Source organism: Pseudomonas sp. Tof1 (assembly GCF_055390395.1).
Genome location: NZ_AP024344.1, coordinates 4,347,562 through 4,365,437, shown reverse-complemented (window position 1 = coordinate 4,365,437; position 17,876 = coordinate 4,347,562). Strand labels below are relative to the sequence as shown.

The window sequence follows — 17,876 nt, the reverse complement described above, 5'->3', positions numbered from 1 at the left end:
GCATTAAATGGTAGGGAATCAGCGTCAACGCTTTCGCCTCCTGCCGGTCCTGCTAGTGGTCAACCTGGCTACCTGGGCTATCCTGCGCCGCCCCCGTGTCGCTGCCCAAGGCGATCTGCACCTGGCGGACAAACCAGGTCAGCGCAGTGGACTGGGCGCTGCGTGAATGCCAATACAGAGTGACGTCAAAGGCCGGGACATCGAAGGGCAACTCGAGCATCTTGAGCTTCCTGGGCAGCGGCATTTCACAAAAGCTCTGGGCGATCTGGTGGGGCAGGATGCCCAGCAGATCGGTGCCCGGAATCAGTCGAGGCAGTACCGAAAAATGCGGCAGACGCAGTTTGATCCAGCGCTCGATGCCGAGCAGCTGCAGCGCGTCTTCAGCCATGCCATGGCCGGAGGTGCCTGCAACCGCTGGTCGTGCTTTCAGAGCATATTTTGAAATTTACTTGCCCGTATCTGCCTCACTGAAAGTAAGCGAGTGCCCGAATTAGGGGACCGCTTTCATTTTCTTAGAGAGGAATAACGCCATGGCTACCCCACAGGAAAACGTACTCGACTGGCTACGCGATGCTCATGCGATGGAGCAGCAGGCCGAGAAGATGCTCAAGGCGCAATCCGAACGCCTGGAACATTACCCCCAGCTCAAGGCACGAATCGACCAGCACATCCAGGAAACCCTTGGCCAGCAGCAGCTCATTGACGAATGCCTGAGGCGCCTGGGAGGGAGTCCTTCCACCCTGAAAGATCTGGGCGGCAAGCTGATGGCTTTCGGGCAGGCGGTGGGTGGCTCACTCATGAGTGATGAGGTGATCAAGGGCGCGATGGCCGGTTATGTGTTCGAAAATATGGAAATTGCAAGTTACACGGTGCTCATAGCGGCCGCGAAGGAGGCGGGTGACGCGCTGACCCTGGCGGCGTGCGAAGAAATTCTGCCCCAGGAAATTGCCATGGCTCAATGGCTGCTGGAAAAGTTGCCCGAACTGACGCAGGCATTTCTGGAGCGTTCTGCCGATCCCGACGCACAAGCCAAACGCTAACGCTAAGCCCGGCGCCCAACTGCGATAGGGCGCCGCGCTGGACGCCTCATTCCGCTGGCACAAACGGCTGTGGGTTTTTGAGTGGCTCCTCTGACGGCCTACAACGGCGCACAAAATTTTCCCACTGCTCAGGTTTACGCTGTTCACCACAGTGCATACAAACATACACACCCTGATCCACTCCCAGATAATAGCCTTTGCGGATATAAGGGTGGTCGCACTGGCCGCAGGTATTGTCTTGACCAGGCTGAGGACACTGGTTACTCATGCACATCACCATAAAAAAGCCCGTACTGCGTACGGGCAAGACGGGAGCGTATCAAGAGTCTGCACGGGGTAGACTCATTATTGGGATGAAAAATACTGGGAGTAGTTTATTCTTTCGCCGTAAGCTGCGGCGAATGGTAATTACCATCTTGCTCAGCGCTTTTGTTTGGATGGTTTGAAGGGCATGGTCCATTTTTTTGTTATGTGATGTTTGTACTGCGGTGATTTCGTCATATGCTTTGGTATGGGGCCGCTTGGGCAGAGCAAGACTACTTTCTACCGAACCTGGAAAGTTTTAGTTTAGTTAAAGCCGTTTTTACATAATCTTTGGCATTGTAGCCAACGCCAAAAGTACGGGGCGTCAGGCTTGCCTTGCTCTTCCAAAATTCGGTAGACCGCGAACCGAAACGAACTGCGCAGTCAGAGCGATAGCTAGGCTCGGTACGAAATTTATCTGTATTCGCCCAGGCTGAGTTGGAGACAGGATCGGAGTGCGCATTTACTCCCGTAACGTCGGGATTAAAGAACTCTCAGGAAGTAGAGGTCATGATAGCAACTACCTTCATCTGACGTTCGATAAGAACGGTGTTTTCAAATCATGATCGCAATAATCGAATGTTGCTCGCCGCTCGCGGAAGGGCCGTAGGGATCGTCCGCCTCACGGTTGTCGCCGGGGCGGGACGGTATAGGGACTTGAAATCCCTCTAGGCGTGCTCGATCCCAGTGCATCACACGCCTTGTCTCACGAACAGTTTCGAGCAATGAAAGTCTCGCGGGCGAGTGTCATCAGTGCGGCCCGCTTATGCGGGAAGTCGAAATGCTTTTCAAATTCGAAGTCGTGGCGCCGAAGCAATGCAATTGTTTTAGCATTATCTGCCCGAGGCTCCACGACAATACGATTGGTCCTCGTTTCATCTGAAAATAAGTATCGCACTATTGAGGACAGTAATACGTCAGTTCGTCCTCGGCCCAAAAAGCGCTTTTCGCCAACCAACAAGTGAAAACCGCGGTCATAGTCCTGGGCATCGCAAAAGGGAGCGATACGATCCTCCTTTGCCCAGTATGCTTCAAGATAAGCAAAGGGTTCACTTTGAAAACAGGCTATTATTGAATAAATGTGGGGGTCGGAGTCAATCCGGCTGAGATACTCGTAGTGATCATCAAGGCTTCCTTCCTCCTGCCAGTAATGTGCAACTCTGGGATCGTTTTGCCATTTGTTGAAGATCTCTAGGTCATCATCAATACAAAGGCTTCGTAAGCTCAGCGTTTCATTTAGCATCGGATCGAAGTGATGATAAAGCTCACCTCTTGGCTTAGCAGGGCGAGTAGGAGGAACGTGAGGGGGTGCAGTCATAGTCTCATTTTTCCGTAATTGTGGAATTTGTAAATTTTCCGCTTGAGAGAATATGTAGCGATTTAAGGTTTTGTCGATTGGCGTGATTCTTGAGGCTCTTGCGGCAAGGTCGCTCGATAAATATTCGCATTGCACAAAGAAGGCTTCCGCGTCGCGATAAAGCGTTGCTAAATGATGAAAAAGTTCGCGTAGTGCTTTATCTCTTATAGCTGGGTCTATAAATGAAATTTCTCCACCGGAGATGTTGTCAGTTTTTCTGATTCTGGCTACCAAGACTTTTCTGTCATCGTGGGCTAACGTCAGGAAAGCCCCATCCTGATCGACAGTCAAAATCATTCCGTTCTGTGTTGACATTGTCGGTGCTTGGTCAGTCACGTGGGGGCTCACTCTTGATCACAAAATATTTAACCAGCGCGGGGCCGAGGTGAATCATGCGTAGGTGAAATGCTGACAGACATTACGATTTTGAAGGGAATACTAATGCAAAGAAAGGTTGGTGACCATTGGGTTGTGGAGGGGAGTTTTGGCTTGTCTTGGCGTGGGCGGCAATTGCCTCGGCAGGTCTGACAGGTTGGTTAAGATCAGCTTTCTCCCCTTCAAGCTGCTTTGGGCTGATCGCTGGCGAACCTTCGGCGGATTTTGTTTAGATTGAAATGGTCGCTATCTTCGTAAGTCAATTGGATGTCATTTCAATGCTGGATTTGGTTGTTTTTTCTTGCTAGCACCTGCTTGTTGAGTGCCTTTGATGCTTCGGTTTAGGCTGCTCAAGTGGTGTCTGTCTCCACTCCTGGAGCTGCTGTGAGAAGAGTGGACGGCCCCGGATTCATGCCGTTACCGATATGCGCTTCGGCGCCATGGGTAGGCTATCTTGGCTTGCTTAATGGTCTGCGGGCGGGACGAATACGATGGCGAGTCTGCTGAGCGTTTTCATCGACGGATGACAGTTTCTACTCTGCCAGTTTGTCACTAGGAACAAGATATCTCGACGTACGTCCTTGCATTCAGCGCTACCACTAGGGTGGCTGAGCGGGTGCAAGCATGGTGCCACCATCCGCGCAATCCGGTCGAGCCAACCTGGGAGAATTGTCGAATGCGTGTTGATTTTCCAGTGTGTCTGCGTATTATTGACGCCATCGCTAATGATACAGGGACTGTACGTGAAGCATCATCTAAATCACAGTTCATCTTGTCCTGTCCTGAACTTGGCACAATATTTGCCCCGTTGGCATTTGTGTTGTGTGCTGTCTTGCCTATGTGCTTGCATTTGCCTCCCGCTGTGGCGGTATTTGATGTTTTTCGCTGGGTATGCGAAAAGGTTGATCGGTTGTAATGCCTGTAATTAGTGGGTCATCTTTGAATGGTATCCATGGCTTTTTTGGAGGGAGAGTATGGCAGAGGTTAAGGACGTTCTTCTGAAGGCGGTTCCGATACTTGCTTCTACGGATATTGCGCGTACGATAGATTTTTATCGTTCGCTGGGGTTCAAGGGGCATTATTTCGAAGACTTCTCCTACGGTATGGCTGGGTGGGGGAGGTGGAGCTGCATTTTTGGAAGTGTGAGGACAAGCGGATTGCTGAAAGCACGTCCTGCTACATACGGGTTTCTGATATCAATGTGCTACGCGAAGCTTTGGTCCAGGTGTTGCCAGAGCTTCCAGAGGTCAAGCGCACTGCCTGGGGTACGGCGGAGCTTTATATTCTCGATCCTGACGGGAACCTTCTTAAGTTTGGCGAGTCGCTTGATGACGAGGAGCATCACGACTGAGCTGTACTGACGCCTTGGTCGTTCGCCTATTGGTGCTGTACAGGAAGTTTGTTAGAGACTTTATGGTGATCGGTCGCATGGGGGCTCCCGCGTTAGCTGCTATTGCACGTAATTAACCTTTCGGATGGCGAAGCAACTTTAATGGAATCGTTTAGTTCAAGGATGAACCCCGGTACTGGGAAGTTTGTTTCGTCTGCTGAAAAATTTCGGGTTACTCATTTGCAGGAGTCTATTTGGCTCCGAGAGCAACGGGCGCCTGGAGAATCTGCTTACAATTCACCTGTAGTTGTGCGCGTTAAGGGGTGGTTGCGCTCTGATGTGCTTGCTTCGGCGCTGGATAAAGTCCTTGCGTCGAATGAAGCGCTGCGTGCCTGCTTTATCGAGAACAGTGGGCAAGTTTGGCAATATGCTGCGACGGGGCGATCTGTTCCCTTTGTTGTGGAAGATTTCTCGACGTCTAGTCGCGTGGATCGCTGGCGTAGGTTGTACGCTGCGATAAAAAATGAAGTCGACAAGCCCTTTGATTTGCAGCAAGGCGTATTGTTGCGTTGTGCTCAGTTTATATTGAGCGAAGACGAGTGCGTACTTGTGCTCGTGGTGCATCATATCGTTTCGGATGGCTGGTCGCAGGGTATACTGCTCTCTGAGCTCATCCAATACTATCGCCAGAATGCCTTGCCCACGCAGGCCAAGGTGAGTTTTTTCGAGTACGCACATGCCCGTCGGCTGGGACTCGATTCGCAACCTTCGTTCGAAGCGTCCCGCGATTATTGGCATCAGTTCATTGAGCAGCATCAATGTGCGGCGATACATTGCGATCACGTGCGGGCAATGGATCAACTGAGTGTGGGGCGCAAGCAGTTCTTTTCTCTCGATTCCGCCAGCGCCATGCGGCTCAGGGCCTTGTGCGCATCATCAGGTACATCGCCATTTATTGTGTTTTTGGCTGTGTTGGGGCTGTTGCTGGAAGAACGCAACACGAGCACTGGCAGTTGGTGCATTCCCGTAACGGTTGGATATCGCGAAGATGCGCAGTGGTTCAATGTCATCGGCTGCTTCGTTGATCATGTGCTGGTACGGCCTCTTGCCGATGCGACGCTTCCTTTTTCTGCTTATCTGAATCGTGTCTATTCCGCTTGGCAAGCGGCTTTCGAGCACCGTGATTACCCGTTTGATCGGTTGCGGATGGAGGGGTTCGAGAAGGGCCTTTCGCTTGAACCTTCAACCGTATTCGTTTATCAGAATCTGACCCCTTTCGCTGGCCTCGATGACATTGAACTGATCCCCCTGGTATTGCCTGAGGCTCCGGCCAAGTTCGATATGACCTTTATGGTTGCCGAGCAGGTCGATACTTTTGCATTGTCGCTGGAGTACGATTCCACGCTTTACGATGAAGCGACCATCGGGGAGCTGGGCGAACGTTTCATCCATCTCTGCGAGAGATTGCTCGGCGCTTCCGATGAGCCTGTAGCGGATATCCTGCATGCAGACGCAAGGCTAAAGCTGCCCAGCGTAGCCGAGGGTGAGCGTTGTGAATGGCCGGTGCAATCCTTTGCCCAGATTTTCGATGCGACCGCTCGGCGTCAGCCCGAGAAGGCAGCGATACGCTCTGGTTCCACCGTCCTCAGTTATGGCGAGTTGAAAGCGCGTGTTGATGCTCTAGCAGCCAAGCTTGGGAGCCTCGAAGGGCAAGGCGCCAGGGTGGGGGTGCACCTGGATCGCTCGATCGAGTTGATCGTGTCGGTTCTTGCGATTCTGTCCGAAGGGCATTGCTATGTGCCTCTGCCCCCCGCGTATCCTGATGCCAGGCTTGCCCTGCAGATCGCTGATAGCGACCCTGTTGTGATATTGACCGATGCTCAAGGTCTCAAGCGTCTGAGCGGGGTTACCCCAGGTCGCCGGGCTTTCGACGTTAACCAAGTGGAAGTGGTTGAACCTCGGCAAGCCTCATTATGTCGCCGTCACGGCCCCGATGCGCCCGCATACTTGATCTATACGTCGGGAAGCACTGGTCAGCCAAAAGGCGCCTATGGGTTGGCAGATGCCTTGCTCAATCGACTCCATTGGCAATGGAGCAGCGCGCCTTACGAGCCCGATGATCGTGTCGTCCTGCGCAGCCCGCCGATGTTTGTGGACTCCTTCATCGAAATGCTTGCACCCATCCTGGGCGGTGCATGCGTAGTTGTGGCTTCCCAGGAGTCGCTGAGCGATCCCCGACAGTTCTGGCGCCTGCTCGCAACCGAGCGGATCACCCACCTGACGATTGTTCCCTCCTACTTGCAGTTGCTTCTCGATACATCAGTCTCCGGAGCGGAGCTGGCCTTAAAGCGTGTGCATTGCAGTGGCGAAGCGTTGCTAGAGTCGACTGCCCTGGCGTTTCGCAAAGTGCTTCCCGGCGTTTCGCTCATCAATTTGTACGGTTCCACCGAGGTGACTGCTGATGCCACTTGGCATGTCGTGGACGGCGGGCGCCTTTCGATTGGCAAAGCTATCAGCAATACCTCGCTCTATATCGTGGATGCCCATGGGAGGGTGGTGCCGCGGGGGACACACGGCGAGATCGCGGTCTCGGGAAGCGCGGTGGGTGGCGGTTACCATGATGCACCAGCGCTGACTGCTGATCGGTTCTGGCCTGCACCCGAGGGCGGCAGAATGTTCCGCTCTGGCGACTATGGCTTCATGGATGAAACAGGGGCCTGTCACTATCTTGGTCGCCTCGACATGCAGATCAAGGTGCGCGGCATGCGCACCAGCGTGTTGGAGATCGAGGTGGCCATGCGGACACTGCCAGGCCTGCGGGATATTTGCGTGATCCTTGATGAGTCTGACCGTGGGGGCTTGATTGCCTTCTACTCCGCCGATATCGAGCTGTCCAAAGCACGTTTGAACGAGCACGCCCGAGCGCTCCTTCCCGCGCATGCCATTCCTACACTTTGGCTGAAAGTGGCGGATATACCACGTACCGACTCGGGCAAGGCCGTGCGTGACGTACGTGCCCTCAAAGCACTCGCGTTGCCTACCGGTGCATACGAAGACAGTGCTGACATCTCCTTGCTGGAGCGAGACGTCATGCATGTCTGGAAGGATGTACTCGGTGCTGGAATGTTGTCGATCGACGATCACTTCGATCAGGTCGGTGGCCATTCTCTTTTGGCGATTCGCCTGGTTGATACGTTAAACCTGCGGTTCGGCTGCTCGATGCGCCTCGCAGAGTTTTTCGCAGCGCCCACGGTGCGTGGCATGGCCTTGTACATCGCCGAACACACCGGTGAACAGGTCGCTGCGCGTGCCCCGTTGGTGGTTGATCCCAGGTCACGGTACGAGCCATTCCCGCTGCTGCTCATGCAACAAGCCTACCGAATAGGCCATGACGTTGAGAATCATGCTCAGATGTCGACAATCTGCGCATTCTCGATGGACTACGATTGCCTGTCGTTGCCGGACTTCGCCGAGGCGCTCAACCGTTGCATCCGTCGACATGACATGCTGCGAGCCGTACTCGTCGGTGAGGATGCGCAGCGCATTCTTAGCGAGGTACCGATTTATCAGATCGAAACCCAAGACCTGTCTCAATTGGCCGAGCAAGACTTGGCCATAAAGCTGGATCAATGTCGCGACGAGTTTTCCTGCACACGTTTCGAGCCGGGACAATGGCCATCGTTTCGCGTCGCCGCTGCATACTTAGGGGGCGAGCGCTATCGGCTGTTCTTCGCTTTCGACATGTTGTTCATTGACCTCTTCAGTGCACGGTTGTTGATGCGTGAGCTGGAGGCAAGCTACCAGCGGGACTTGGTGCAATTACCGCAGATCGCGCTGTCATTCCGTGATTATGTGATCGCGAGTCAATCTTCGCAGCAAGGCGCGACATTCGAGCGAGCCAAGGCTTACTGGCTTGAGCGCATGGAGTCGTTGGGCAAGACGCCGCAATTGCCCATGGCGCGGCGCCGCCCCAGCGATGAGACGCCGATGCGCTTCAATCGACGAGGCATGAGACTTTCTGGCGTTCAATGGCGGGCTCTGCAGGCGCGTGCCGCGCAATCAGGAGTCTCGGTTACCAGTGTCCTGCTGGGTGCCTATGCCTCGACCATTGAGGCGTGGTGCGCCAGTGAGGCATTCTCGCTGGTTCTGACGCTTTTTGATCGTCAGTTGCTGCACTGCGACATCGACAAGGTGGTCGGCGATTTCACATCCTCATTGGTTTTCAGCTGCGAATCCTGCGCAAACGAAGTGGCATCTCAAACCTTCGTTCGTGTGCAATCGCAATTACGGGAGGTGCTCGAGAATCGAGCCTTCTGTGGTGTTCAGGTTCAGCGTGAGCTGACTCGACGCAATGGCGGCGAACGAATCGCCCTGCCCGTGGTATTCACCAGCGCGTTGGGGTTGCCTGAAGCGATGAGTGAGCAGACGAGTCGACTTTCTGGGCGCCTTGTCCATAGTGTCACGCAAACCTCGAACGTATGGATCGATTGCCAGATCGAAGAGGCGGGTGGTGAGCTGGTCGTCAATTGGGATGCCGTCGATGAAGCGTTTCAAGCCGGCGTCGTCGAAGCGATGTTCGCTCATTACCGTTGCCTGCTTTGCGCGCTAGCGACCCAAGATGATGCCTGGATGACTAGCCTTCGTACGACACGAGATGCGGATGCCTGGCCGTCGTTCGATAACCGGCAAGTGATCAGCAGCACGCTGCCTGAACAAGTCATCAAGGCTGCCTACCTCTACTCGGATCATGCCGCGATTATCGCGGCTGATCGAACACTTAGCTACGCGCAATTGCTGGACCTGGCTCAGCGCTTGCGTGCGACGTTGGAAGCTGCAGGCATGCGGCCCGGAGATCGGGTTGGTCTGCTATTGGAAAAAGGCTGGGAAGCTGTGGTGGCTATGCTCGCCATCAACCTGGGCGGTTGCGCATATGTGCCTATCGATCGCGCCTGGCCTAAGGCACGCCGCGATACGGTCATCTCGGCAGCACGGCTTTCATTGCTGATCACCCATCCGGGCTCGACCGAGGGCTTGGGAGGGGGCTATTCGGTGGTGGTGCTCGATGACGCTGCGTTTGAATCCGCGCCGAGTTCCTGCCCCGTCGAGGCTATGCCAGACGGCATTGCCTACATCATCTTTACCTCGGGCACCACGGGAACGCCCAAAGGTGTCGTGATCGAGCATGGCGCCGTATTGAACACCATAGAGTCTGTCAACCAGTTGTTCGAGGTGACAGAACATGATCGAGTTCTTTGCGTTTCTTCACTGTGCTTTGACCTTTCCGTCTACGATATCTGGGGGCCGCTCTTCGTTGGTGGCGCCTGTGTGATGCTGACCTCTGAGGAGGGCGCACGCCCCTGGCGATGGCCAGAGCTGATCAGCAAGCATGACGTGACGGTGTGGAACTCCGTTCCGGCACTGATGGAATTGCTGATCGATAACTGCAAGGGCCGGGGCGACGCCCTGGCAAGTCTTCGCTTGGCGTTTCTTAGTGGCGACTGGATCGCTCTGACGCTGCATGCGCGGTTGAGCCAGATCGTGCCTGCTATGCAGCTCGTCTCTCTGGGGGGCGCAACCGAAGCATCGATTTGGTCAATCTACTTCCCCATCGACGCCATTGACCCGCAGTGGGTCAGTATTCCTTACGGTCGCGCCTTGCCCGGTCAGAGCATGTATGTGCTCGATGTGCTGCTTCAACCCTGTCCGGTGTGGGTGGCGGGTGAAATCTACATCGGTGGCGCGGGGCTGGCGCGTGGCTATTGGGAATCCCCACAGAAAACAGCCGCTCAGTTCATTTGCCATCCTGTCACGGGCGAGCGTCTATATCGGACAGGTGACATCGGCTGTTACATGCAAGATGGCAATATTCGCTTCATGGGGCGCCAGGATGGACAGGTCAAGCTCAATGGTTTGCGAATCGAACTCGGAGAGGTGGAGGGGGTACTTCAGGCGCACCCGATGGTAAAGAGCGCTGTTGCCATCCTCAACCATGCTCGACAACTGAATGCTTATGTCGTACTGACACCTGACATCGGTGTGACCGATGAAGTCCGGCTTCGACGCTCATTGTTCGATCATGCACAGGCACACCTTCCGGGCTATATGGTGCCTGCTGCCTTGCAGATATTGACGGCCTTGCCGATGGGCGCCAACGGCAAGGTCGACCGTGCGATGCTCCAGAGTGAAGCTCTGCCTGAACACAAACTCGAACGAGAGCGGGGCTCGAGCGATGTCATCGTGGAGCCAGTCGTTGCCGAGTTGTGGCAGGTCATGCTTGGTGTCATGCACCCCCAAAAACAAGAGAACTTTTTCAGCAGCGGTGGCGACTCGCTCGTCGCCACCCGATTCGTCGCCAAGCTCAACTCGATCTTCGACCTGGATCTGACTGCCCGGGCGATTTATGATCACCCCACCCTGCAGGCAATTGCCGAACACGTTGAGCGTTGCCGAGACATGAGCGGGGGAGCGGTTGCGCCTCTGCCGATGGCCATCGCCGCCGAGGCTGCCGAGCAGTTCCTGCCGTTCCCGTTGACGGATATCCAGCGCTCGTATCATGTTGGGCGTCGTGATGATATGACGCTGGGCGCGGTTGCCGCCCATTCCTATATCGAGATCGATTATCGTGGGTTGGAACTGGCGCGTTTCGAGGAGGCTCTGAATCGCACCGTCGAACGGCACGGTATGTTGAGATGCGTGTTCAAAGATGGCGAGCAACGCATTTTGGAGCGTGTACCGCGTTATTGCATAGCCGTGGATGACGTGCGTGCCCATTCGCTCCAAGTCCAGGCGCAGCGCCTAGAAGCCAACCGCCGGAGACAATCGCTGGCGGCGAAAGATCCAGCTCAATGGCCGCTGTTCTCGATCACCGCGACTCGTCATGCTGACGACGTAGTACGCCTGCATATCAGCCTGGATATCATCATCGCGGATGCATGGAGTACCAACCTCATTGCGCGTGATCTTCTCGCGTTCTATCGAGAAAACGAAAGCACGCTGCCGAGATTGGATTTCTCCTTCCGTGATTACGTCAACTACATGGCATCGTTGCGCCATTCGCTGCACTATGTGCGCATGCGTGACTACTGGCAGGAAAGGCTCGACAGCTTGCCGCCGCCACCGGCCTTGCCGGTCCGACGCGTTGGCGACGAAAGCGCCGCTGCCCGATTCACGCGTTACACTCAGGTCATTGAGTCACAGCAGTGGGCGCGTTTGAAGATGCGATCCCTCGAATGTGGTGCGACGCCGTCGTCAATGTTGTTGACCGTCTTCGGTCGGGTGTTGCGCTTGGCTTGCGACAACGCATCGTTTGTCATCAATGTCACCCACTTCAATCGTCCTCCTATTCATCCTGATATCAACGATATCGTGGGCGATTTCGCTTCGACATTCTTGCTCGAATACCGGTGTAACGATGGAGAGCCTCTGGATGCATCGATTGGCGCTCTGTGCCGGCAAGTTCTTTCGGATCTCGATAATAGCCAGTACAGCGGTGTGCAAGTGCTTCAGGACCTGTCGAAGCGGCGGGGGCGTGTGGCCTTGGCGCCGGTTGTATTTACCAGCGCCCTGGTACTTCCGGTAAACAGTGGGGCCTCGTTGACGCTTGAAAATGTTCAGGGCGAAGTGGCCTATGCGCTGACGCAGACGCCTCAGGTTTGGCTCGACCATCAGGTGTACCAGGAGCATGGCAATCTGCTGTTGGCCTGGGACGTGCGCGATGACGTGCTGGATCAACCATTGGTGCAGGCGCTTTTCAATCTTTATGTCGCTGCGCTTGAGCGCTTGAGCGACAATCCGATGGCCTGGCGTGCCTCTGAGCTCGAAGTGCCAGAAACCTTGATCGCCGCTTGTCATGATCACTTGGCACGTATCCGCGCAGAACAGGATCCTCTCGATGCCATGGTGGCCTGCCTGCAGGCTCATCCTCGTGTTGCTGAAGCGTGGCAGCAGTCGCCTGGGCAAGGTCTTGCGCCTACGGTAGGCGTGCGCTTGGCACCCTTGGCATTGGAGCTTTGGGCCAAAGGTGCGCTGGACATGCCAACGAGTCCGCTTTCGTGGGTTGATCGTCTGGAGCAAAAACGCCAATGGATGATCGGGGCCAGGAGTACCGAGATCAGTTGTTCGCTACCTGAGCGTGATGACGCATCGAGGACTCAAGTATTGGGGCGTCGCAGCTATCGCACGTTCTGGGGTGCTGCCTTGCAAGATGCCCAGATCATGGAGTGGCTGGAGTCCGCGCGCGCGAGCCCGGTCCTGGCGCTGCGCTCACGGCGCATCGAGTCGAGCGATGTGTTGAGGTGGATCGGCAGCTTGACGGCTGTGGAGAGTATTGCGCTGCCGTTGCCCAAATACCCTTATCCCTCCGCCGGGAGCTGCTACGCGGTACATGCCTATCTGGCCGTAACGGATGGCTATGGGCTGGCGGCTGGATGGTACGCCCTCGACCCGATTGCCCGTAGCCTTACGCGCTGTGTGGACCCTGCGATGGAACGTGGGTTGCCAAGTGAAGGTGTTCATCTGCTGTTGGCCGCCGACCTTGAGCGTATTGCGTCGCTTTATGGTGAGAAGTCGCAGGCGTTCGCCCAGTTTGAGGCGGGAGCAATGCTTGCTGTGCTTGAGCAGGCTGCTAATCGGCATGGATTGCGTATCTGTGAGCAGATGCTTGATAGCACGGTGGCCGTTTCGGGCCTGACGTCGCTGGCCACGGTTACACTGCTTGCGGGTGACGCGCCTGGGCAAGGGCTGATGGCGATGGCGGAACCTGTTCGTACTCGCATCTATCGGCGTGATGGCGCGCATTTGAAGATTGTTGGTCGCGAGGGCGCGGAGCTGCTCAGCGAGCAGATTCTCAGTGGGCCTAATCCAATACTCGACGGACTCATCGGGGACGCAAGTCAATGCCTGCTCGAGCTGTACGTCGAGGGCAATTTCATCGATGAAGATGCTCAGCGCCGGGCACGGCTGGCAATCGGCGGCTATGCGCAGCGGCTGATGATGCAATCGGGGCATCGTAATCTTGGCATGTGTATGCTCGGTTTCACCCCTGGTGGCATGGTCGATCCGAGCGGGGCGGGGGTCCGCTGCGCGGTGCTGGCCGGCGCGCTCGACCCGCGTCAGCAAGAGATTCCACAGGGCGACACGAAAGCTGAGTATGAACTGGCTTCGACGTCACTGGCGATGTATGCGTCTGAGCTGCTTACGCATGTGCCTGCTGCGATTCTCATCGAGCGTGGCGAACGTCCGGTGATCACTGACGAGGCACATGACTACGACATGGCGGCGAGTGCCAGCGAGCCTGAGGATCTGGTCGACCAGGCTATCCGCATGATCTGGTGCGAGGTGCTGCGTGTGCCCCAGGTGTCGCTCGACTCCAATTTCTTCCGCATTGGCGGAACATCGATCGATGCTTTGGGCATTCTGGGGCGCTTGCACGAACTCTATTTCATCGAGCTGCGACTGCATGACGTCATGGCGGAACCGACCGTGGGGGCGATGATCCGACTTGTGCGCAGCGATAACCGCTGGGTGGAAACCATTCACGAAGTTCATGCGATGCTCAATGAGTTGAATGAAGACTCCGGCCATCTGCATGCTGTCATAGATATCGAGGCGCCAGCGATACGGCGCTGAAGCAACATTCACTCACTGAGTATCAACGGAAGGAAAACTTGATGTTTGACGATAATGACCAAATCACTTTCTGTGTTGTGATGAACGATGAAGAACAATATTCGATCTGGCCACAGGATCGTGCTTTGCCAGCCGGTTGGAGAACAGTAGGCAAGTCGGGTACGAGGCAAGCCTGTCTCGACCATATCGACCAGGTCTGGACCGACATGCGACCACTGAGCCTGCGTCGCTGGATGCAAGAGAACGCACGCTGAGTATGAAGCTCGCGATACCAGGAACGGCCGATGACATCGCCGGGCATCTCGATCTGGAGGCCAGCCATCCTTTCTTTGGGTCGGTTAGCGATGCCGATCATTTTGCCTGTACGGCAATGCTGCCCAACCTCCCTACGAAACCTGGGCCAGTGCGCATCATGGATTTCGGGGGCGGGCAAGGGCTATTGCTGGAGCGGTGCATGAGGCTGTTGGCCAAAGAGGGTGTTCAATGCGATGCGCTGCTCGTCGATGCGAACCCCACCTTCGTCGCGCGCGCCCATGCTCGAGGTATCGCGGCTGTCGTGAGTGATATCTCCTCCTACGTAGGTCAACCGGCGGATATCATCCTCATGCGCTTGGTATTGCATTACAACAGCGAGGCCGCGCAACAAGCGATGATCGCCAATGTGCGTAGGCACTTGCGCCCCGACGGGCTGTTCATCCTTCAGTATGAAACGAGCCCGGCGTTGGGCTGCGAGCTTCGAAATCGCGTGGCCACATTCTGTGCCGAGGCTACAGGAATGCGTGCTCGTTACTGGGCCAGTGCCGAGGTGCTGAAACGATGGTTGCATGACGCCGGTTTTGCCCAGGTGGTCGACGTTGCGCAGCATCATTATGAGAGTGATGTCATTGCATTGTTGCGCAATGCATGGCAGCGACAGGCTCCTGTTCTGGTTTCGCATGGCCTGCGTGAAGAGGCGTTTCACCGGGCGTGCGCTGACATTGTCTTCGAATACTACCCACTAGCGGGGGAGAATGTCCTCTATCGCAAGGAAGGGCGGCTAATTCTCAGCACGTCATATCCCATCGTCTGTGCCCGGCAGGCGACGTCAACAGTTGCACAGACGTCTGGAGGATCATCCGATGAGCAATGACAGTATTCAGCTCCTCTCGAAGGGCTCCGATGAGCGGGTTCGTCTGCTTTGTTTCCCTCACGCCGGAGCAGGAGCTTCGATTTATCACGTCTGGAGCAATCACCTGCCGTCTTGGGTTGGCGTCCATGGGGTGCAATTGCCCGGACGCGAACAGCGCGTGCATGAGGCTGCGCTGATGGATTGGCAGCCTCTGGTAGAGCAGATTTGCCAGGGGGTGGCTGAGTGGGATGACACGCCATTCATTTTCTATGGACACAGTTTGGGCGGGCTGTTGGCATATGAAGTTGCCAGAAGCCTGCAGCTTAGAGGCGCTACCGGTCCAAGAGTTTTGGTTACGGGAGGAGCCTATGCACCCTCAGCCGTGCGCAAGGACAAGACACGTTTTACCAACCAGGCCGAATTGATTGAGTCGATTCGCCGTCTGGGGGGCGTCGATGAAGCGGTGATACAGGACAAGGATTTCATCCAGCATTTCATGCCGATGATTGCGGCGGATTTCACGTTGTTCAATCGCTATGTTCATGATGCCGACGCTACGCCGTTGGCTTGTCCAGTGGTCGCACTGTTCGGTCGTTACGATGAAAACCATGATCGTGAAAATGCCCTGCAATGGCGAGCGCATACGAGCGGCAATCTGCATGTGCGTGAGGTGGCAGGGGGGCATTTCTTTCATCGCGAATGTGTGGGTGAGACACTCGATATCGTTAAGCGATTCGCCAGTGCTGGAGCATGGTGAACAGAGTTTAAGCCTGTTTCTTCCGGGTCGTTAATTGGAGCAAACAATGAATATGGACAGCACGGAAGAGGGCCTTCGTGCACGAGCTAACGAACTGATCGGGCAGATGGCTGCGTGTGCCGATTGGACGGCGGCGCGAAGGCTCGCTCAGTTGATGGCTGAGCTGGGCTATTTTCCCAGCGCATTGCAACGGCCGATCCGTTACCTCAGGGAGGTGGCGGGACCCGCGCTCTACCGCGCAGGAGATTTCGAGGTGGTTCGTCATCTTGAGGCCCATGGGCACATCATCGTCGATGAAGTAATGGCCGCTGTGGCTGGGGGCTTCGAGAGCTTCTCCGATGTCGAGGAGCCGCTAGTAGAGCCGGGAGGGCAATGGCAGCAGTTGGTCTTCTTCGAGGCGGGGGTACGTTCTGAGCGCGCCGCGTGTCATTTGCCTGCGACCTTTGCCGTGCTCAATGCGTTGCCCACCGAACTGCTGGGCGCCGGGGTCGTAATGTTATCCAGGATCATTCCCGGGACGCATATCGTCCCCCATTGTGGCGAGACCAACGGTCGTTTGCGTTTGCACATGGGGATCAATACACCTGCTGATGCCATGATGCGCGTCGGTTCAGAAACAGTACGTTGGCAAGTAGGGCGCTGCATTGTGTTCGACGACTCATATGAGCATGAGGTGTGGAACCTGAGTGATGAGGATCGAATCGTATTGATTTTCGACTTCCCTCATCCAGAAGCGAAAAGCTCATGCTCGTCAGCCAGATCGCCTGCCGAAGGCTTGCAGGAGCGAGTAGCTGACTTGCTCAGGGAGGCACATTTGAAAGGGATCTATATGGACGAGCAAAGTACTGAGCCACGGTTGTTGCCTGATGCTTTTCTGGAAGGAAAACTCCGCCGCTACATGACTGAGCTCGGCGCTCGGAGGGTTGAACTCGATGGCCTGAAACGCCTGCGCATTTCCACCAGCGTATGAGGCCAGCATGTATTCACTAGCGGATGCCCGGCGGCGACTGGGTGTATGCCAAGCCTTGATGCCATCGGGCGTCACCCTTGAATTGCTCGATGACCAAGCTGCCTGCGTGGTCGTGCGCGCGGCTACGGCCAACATGGAATTGTCAGCGTTGCTAAGCGAGGTCGCGGGCTCTTTGGTCGATTTGGTGCAACACGTCGGGGCGATTTTGTTCCGCGGCTTCAGTGTGTCCACTCTCGATGAGTTTTCTGCCGCATTGCAGATGTTTGGCAGCGAGTCGCTTGAGTATGAAGAGCGTAGTACGCCTCGAACTGAGGTAGGTACTCATCTGTATACCGCCACCGAGTACCCTGCTCGTGAACCCATTTTTCTCCATAACGAGAACGCTTACGCCTCGAGCTGGCCGCGCTTGCTCGGCTTTTATTGCGAACAACCTGCCTCGTCGGGAGGATCGATGATCCTTGCCGATACCCGCCAGGTGTACGCCGAGATTCCTGCTTCCTTGTGCGAGGCATGCGAGCGCCAGGGCTTGAAATACCGGCGTCGTTTCATCGAAGGCGTTGGATACAGCTGGCGCCAGGCGTTTGCGGTGCCAGATGAGGAAGAGTTGACTCTGTTGCTTTCGGCGCGCGGCTATCAATGGTTCAAGTTGGAAGACCAACTTGTGGTGGAGCGCGCTGCGAGGTGGTCTTTTCAGCACCCTCACACCCATCAGTCAGTTTGGTTCAACCATGGCGTTTTCTTCAATGCACTATCGCTTCCTGAGTCGACGCGACAGGCCTTCAATCAATTGTTCGGTCCAGATGTCTATCCCTTTCAAACGTTGTATGGCGACGGTTCGGCAATTGAGCCGCAGACGTATCAGGTGCTCAGGGAGGCTTACGAGCGGGCACTTTATCGGCTGGCACTGCAACGAGGTGATGTACTGATTATCGATAATATGCTGACCGCGCATGGTCGTGATGCTTACACGGGACTGCGCAAACACTACGTGAAGATGCTTGCCTGACCT

The 17,876-nt window shown here is 55.7% G+C and carries 10 protein-coding genes; 8 read left to right on the top strand and 2 right to left on the bottom strand.

The window, feature by feature from the left end:
• Window positions 1–52: 52 nt before the first annotated feature.
• The gene (locus ACZ5KU_RS19435) at window positions 53–430 is read right to left on the bottom strand and encodes a LysR substrate-binding domain-containing protein (protein WP_464737424.1); all 378 of its coding nucleotides are present in this window, start codon (window positions 428–430) and stop codon (window positions 53–55) included.
• A gap of 100 nt (window positions 431–530) precedes the next feature.
• Here ACZ5KU_RS19435 and ACZ5KU_RS19430 point away from each other — a divergent pair, with 100 nt between their 5' ends.
• Window positions 531–1,040, top strand: a complete 510-nt coding sequence (locus ACZ5KU_RS19430; protein ID WP_054063155.1) for a ferritin-like domain-containing protein — start codon at window positions 531–533, stop codon at window positions 1,038–1,040.
• Between the two features lie 1,009 nt (window positions 1,041–2,049).
• On the opposite strand, the gene ACZ5KU_RS19425 is transcribed toward ACZ5KU_RS19430, so the two are convergent.
• Window positions 2,050–3,036, bottom strand: coding sequence for a GNAT family N-acetyltransferase (locus ACZ5KU_RS19425; RefSeq protein ID WP_241494370.1), 987 nt, complete (start codon window positions 3,034–3,036; stop codon window positions 2,050–2,052).
• Window positions 3,037–4,195: 1,159 nt separating this feature from the next.
• Between ACZ5KU_RS19425 and ACZ5KU_RS19420 the strand changes: the two genes are divergently transcribed.
• The 7 genes from ACZ5KU_RS19420 to ACZ5KU_RS19390 all read left to right on the top strand — a co-directional run bounded on the left by ACZ5KU_RS19420 (window position 4,196) and on the right by ACZ5KU_RS19390 (window position 17,873).
• Window positions 4,196–4,426 carry a VOC family protein gene (locus tag ACZ5KU_RS19420; RefSeq protein ID WP_464736052.1) on the top strand — a complete coding sequence of 77 codons (231 nt, stop codon included), beginning with the start codon at window positions 4,196–4,198 and terminating at the stop codon, window positions 4,424–4,426.
• Window positions 4,427–4,567: 141 nt separating this feature from the next.
• A complete protein-coding gene (locus ACZ5KU_RS19415) occupies window positions 4,568–14,032 on the top strand; it encodes a non-ribosomal peptide synthetase (RefSeq protein WP_081009862.1) in 9,465 nt (3,154 codons plus the stop codon).
• A 41-nt stretch (window positions 14,033–14,073) separates the two neighbouring features.
• Window positions 14,074–14,286 (top strand): MbtH family protein, encoded by a 213-nt coding sequence (locus ACZ5KU_RS19410; RefSeq protein WP_054063151.1) that lies wholly within the window; start codon window positions 14,074–14,076, stop codon window positions 14,284–14,286.
• A gap of 2 nt (window positions 14,287–14,288) precedes the next feature.
• Entirely contained in the window at window positions 14,289–15,161 is an 873-nt protein-coding gene (locus ACZ5KU_RS19405) for a class I SAM-dependent methyltransferase (RefSeq protein WP_054063150.1), read from the top strand.
• Window positions 15,151–15,897, top strand: a complete 747-nt coding sequence (locus tag ACZ5KU_RS19400) for a thioesterase II family protein (protein ID WP_054063149.1) — start codon at window positions 15,151–15,153, stop codon at window positions 15,895–15,897. The genes ACZ5KU_RS19405 and ACZ5KU_RS19400 overlap by 11 nt, the downstream gene beginning before the upstream one ends.
• A gap of 46 nt (window positions 15,898–15,943) precedes the next feature.
• Window positions 15,944–16,867, top strand: a complete 924-nt coding sequence (locus tag ACZ5KU_RS19395) for an aspartyl/asparaginyl beta-hydroxylase domain-containing protein (protein ID WP_054063148.1) — start codon at window positions 15,944–15,946, stop codon at window positions 16,865–16,867.
• Window positions 16,868–16,874: 7 nt separating this feature from the next.
• Window positions 16,875–17,873 (top strand): TauD/TfdA family dioxygenase, encoded by a 999-nt coding sequence (locus ACZ5KU_RS19390; RefSeq protein WP_054063147.1) that lies wholly within the window; start codon window positions 16,875–16,877, stop codon window positions 17,871–17,873.
• Window positions 17,874–17,876: the final 3 nt, after the last annotated feature.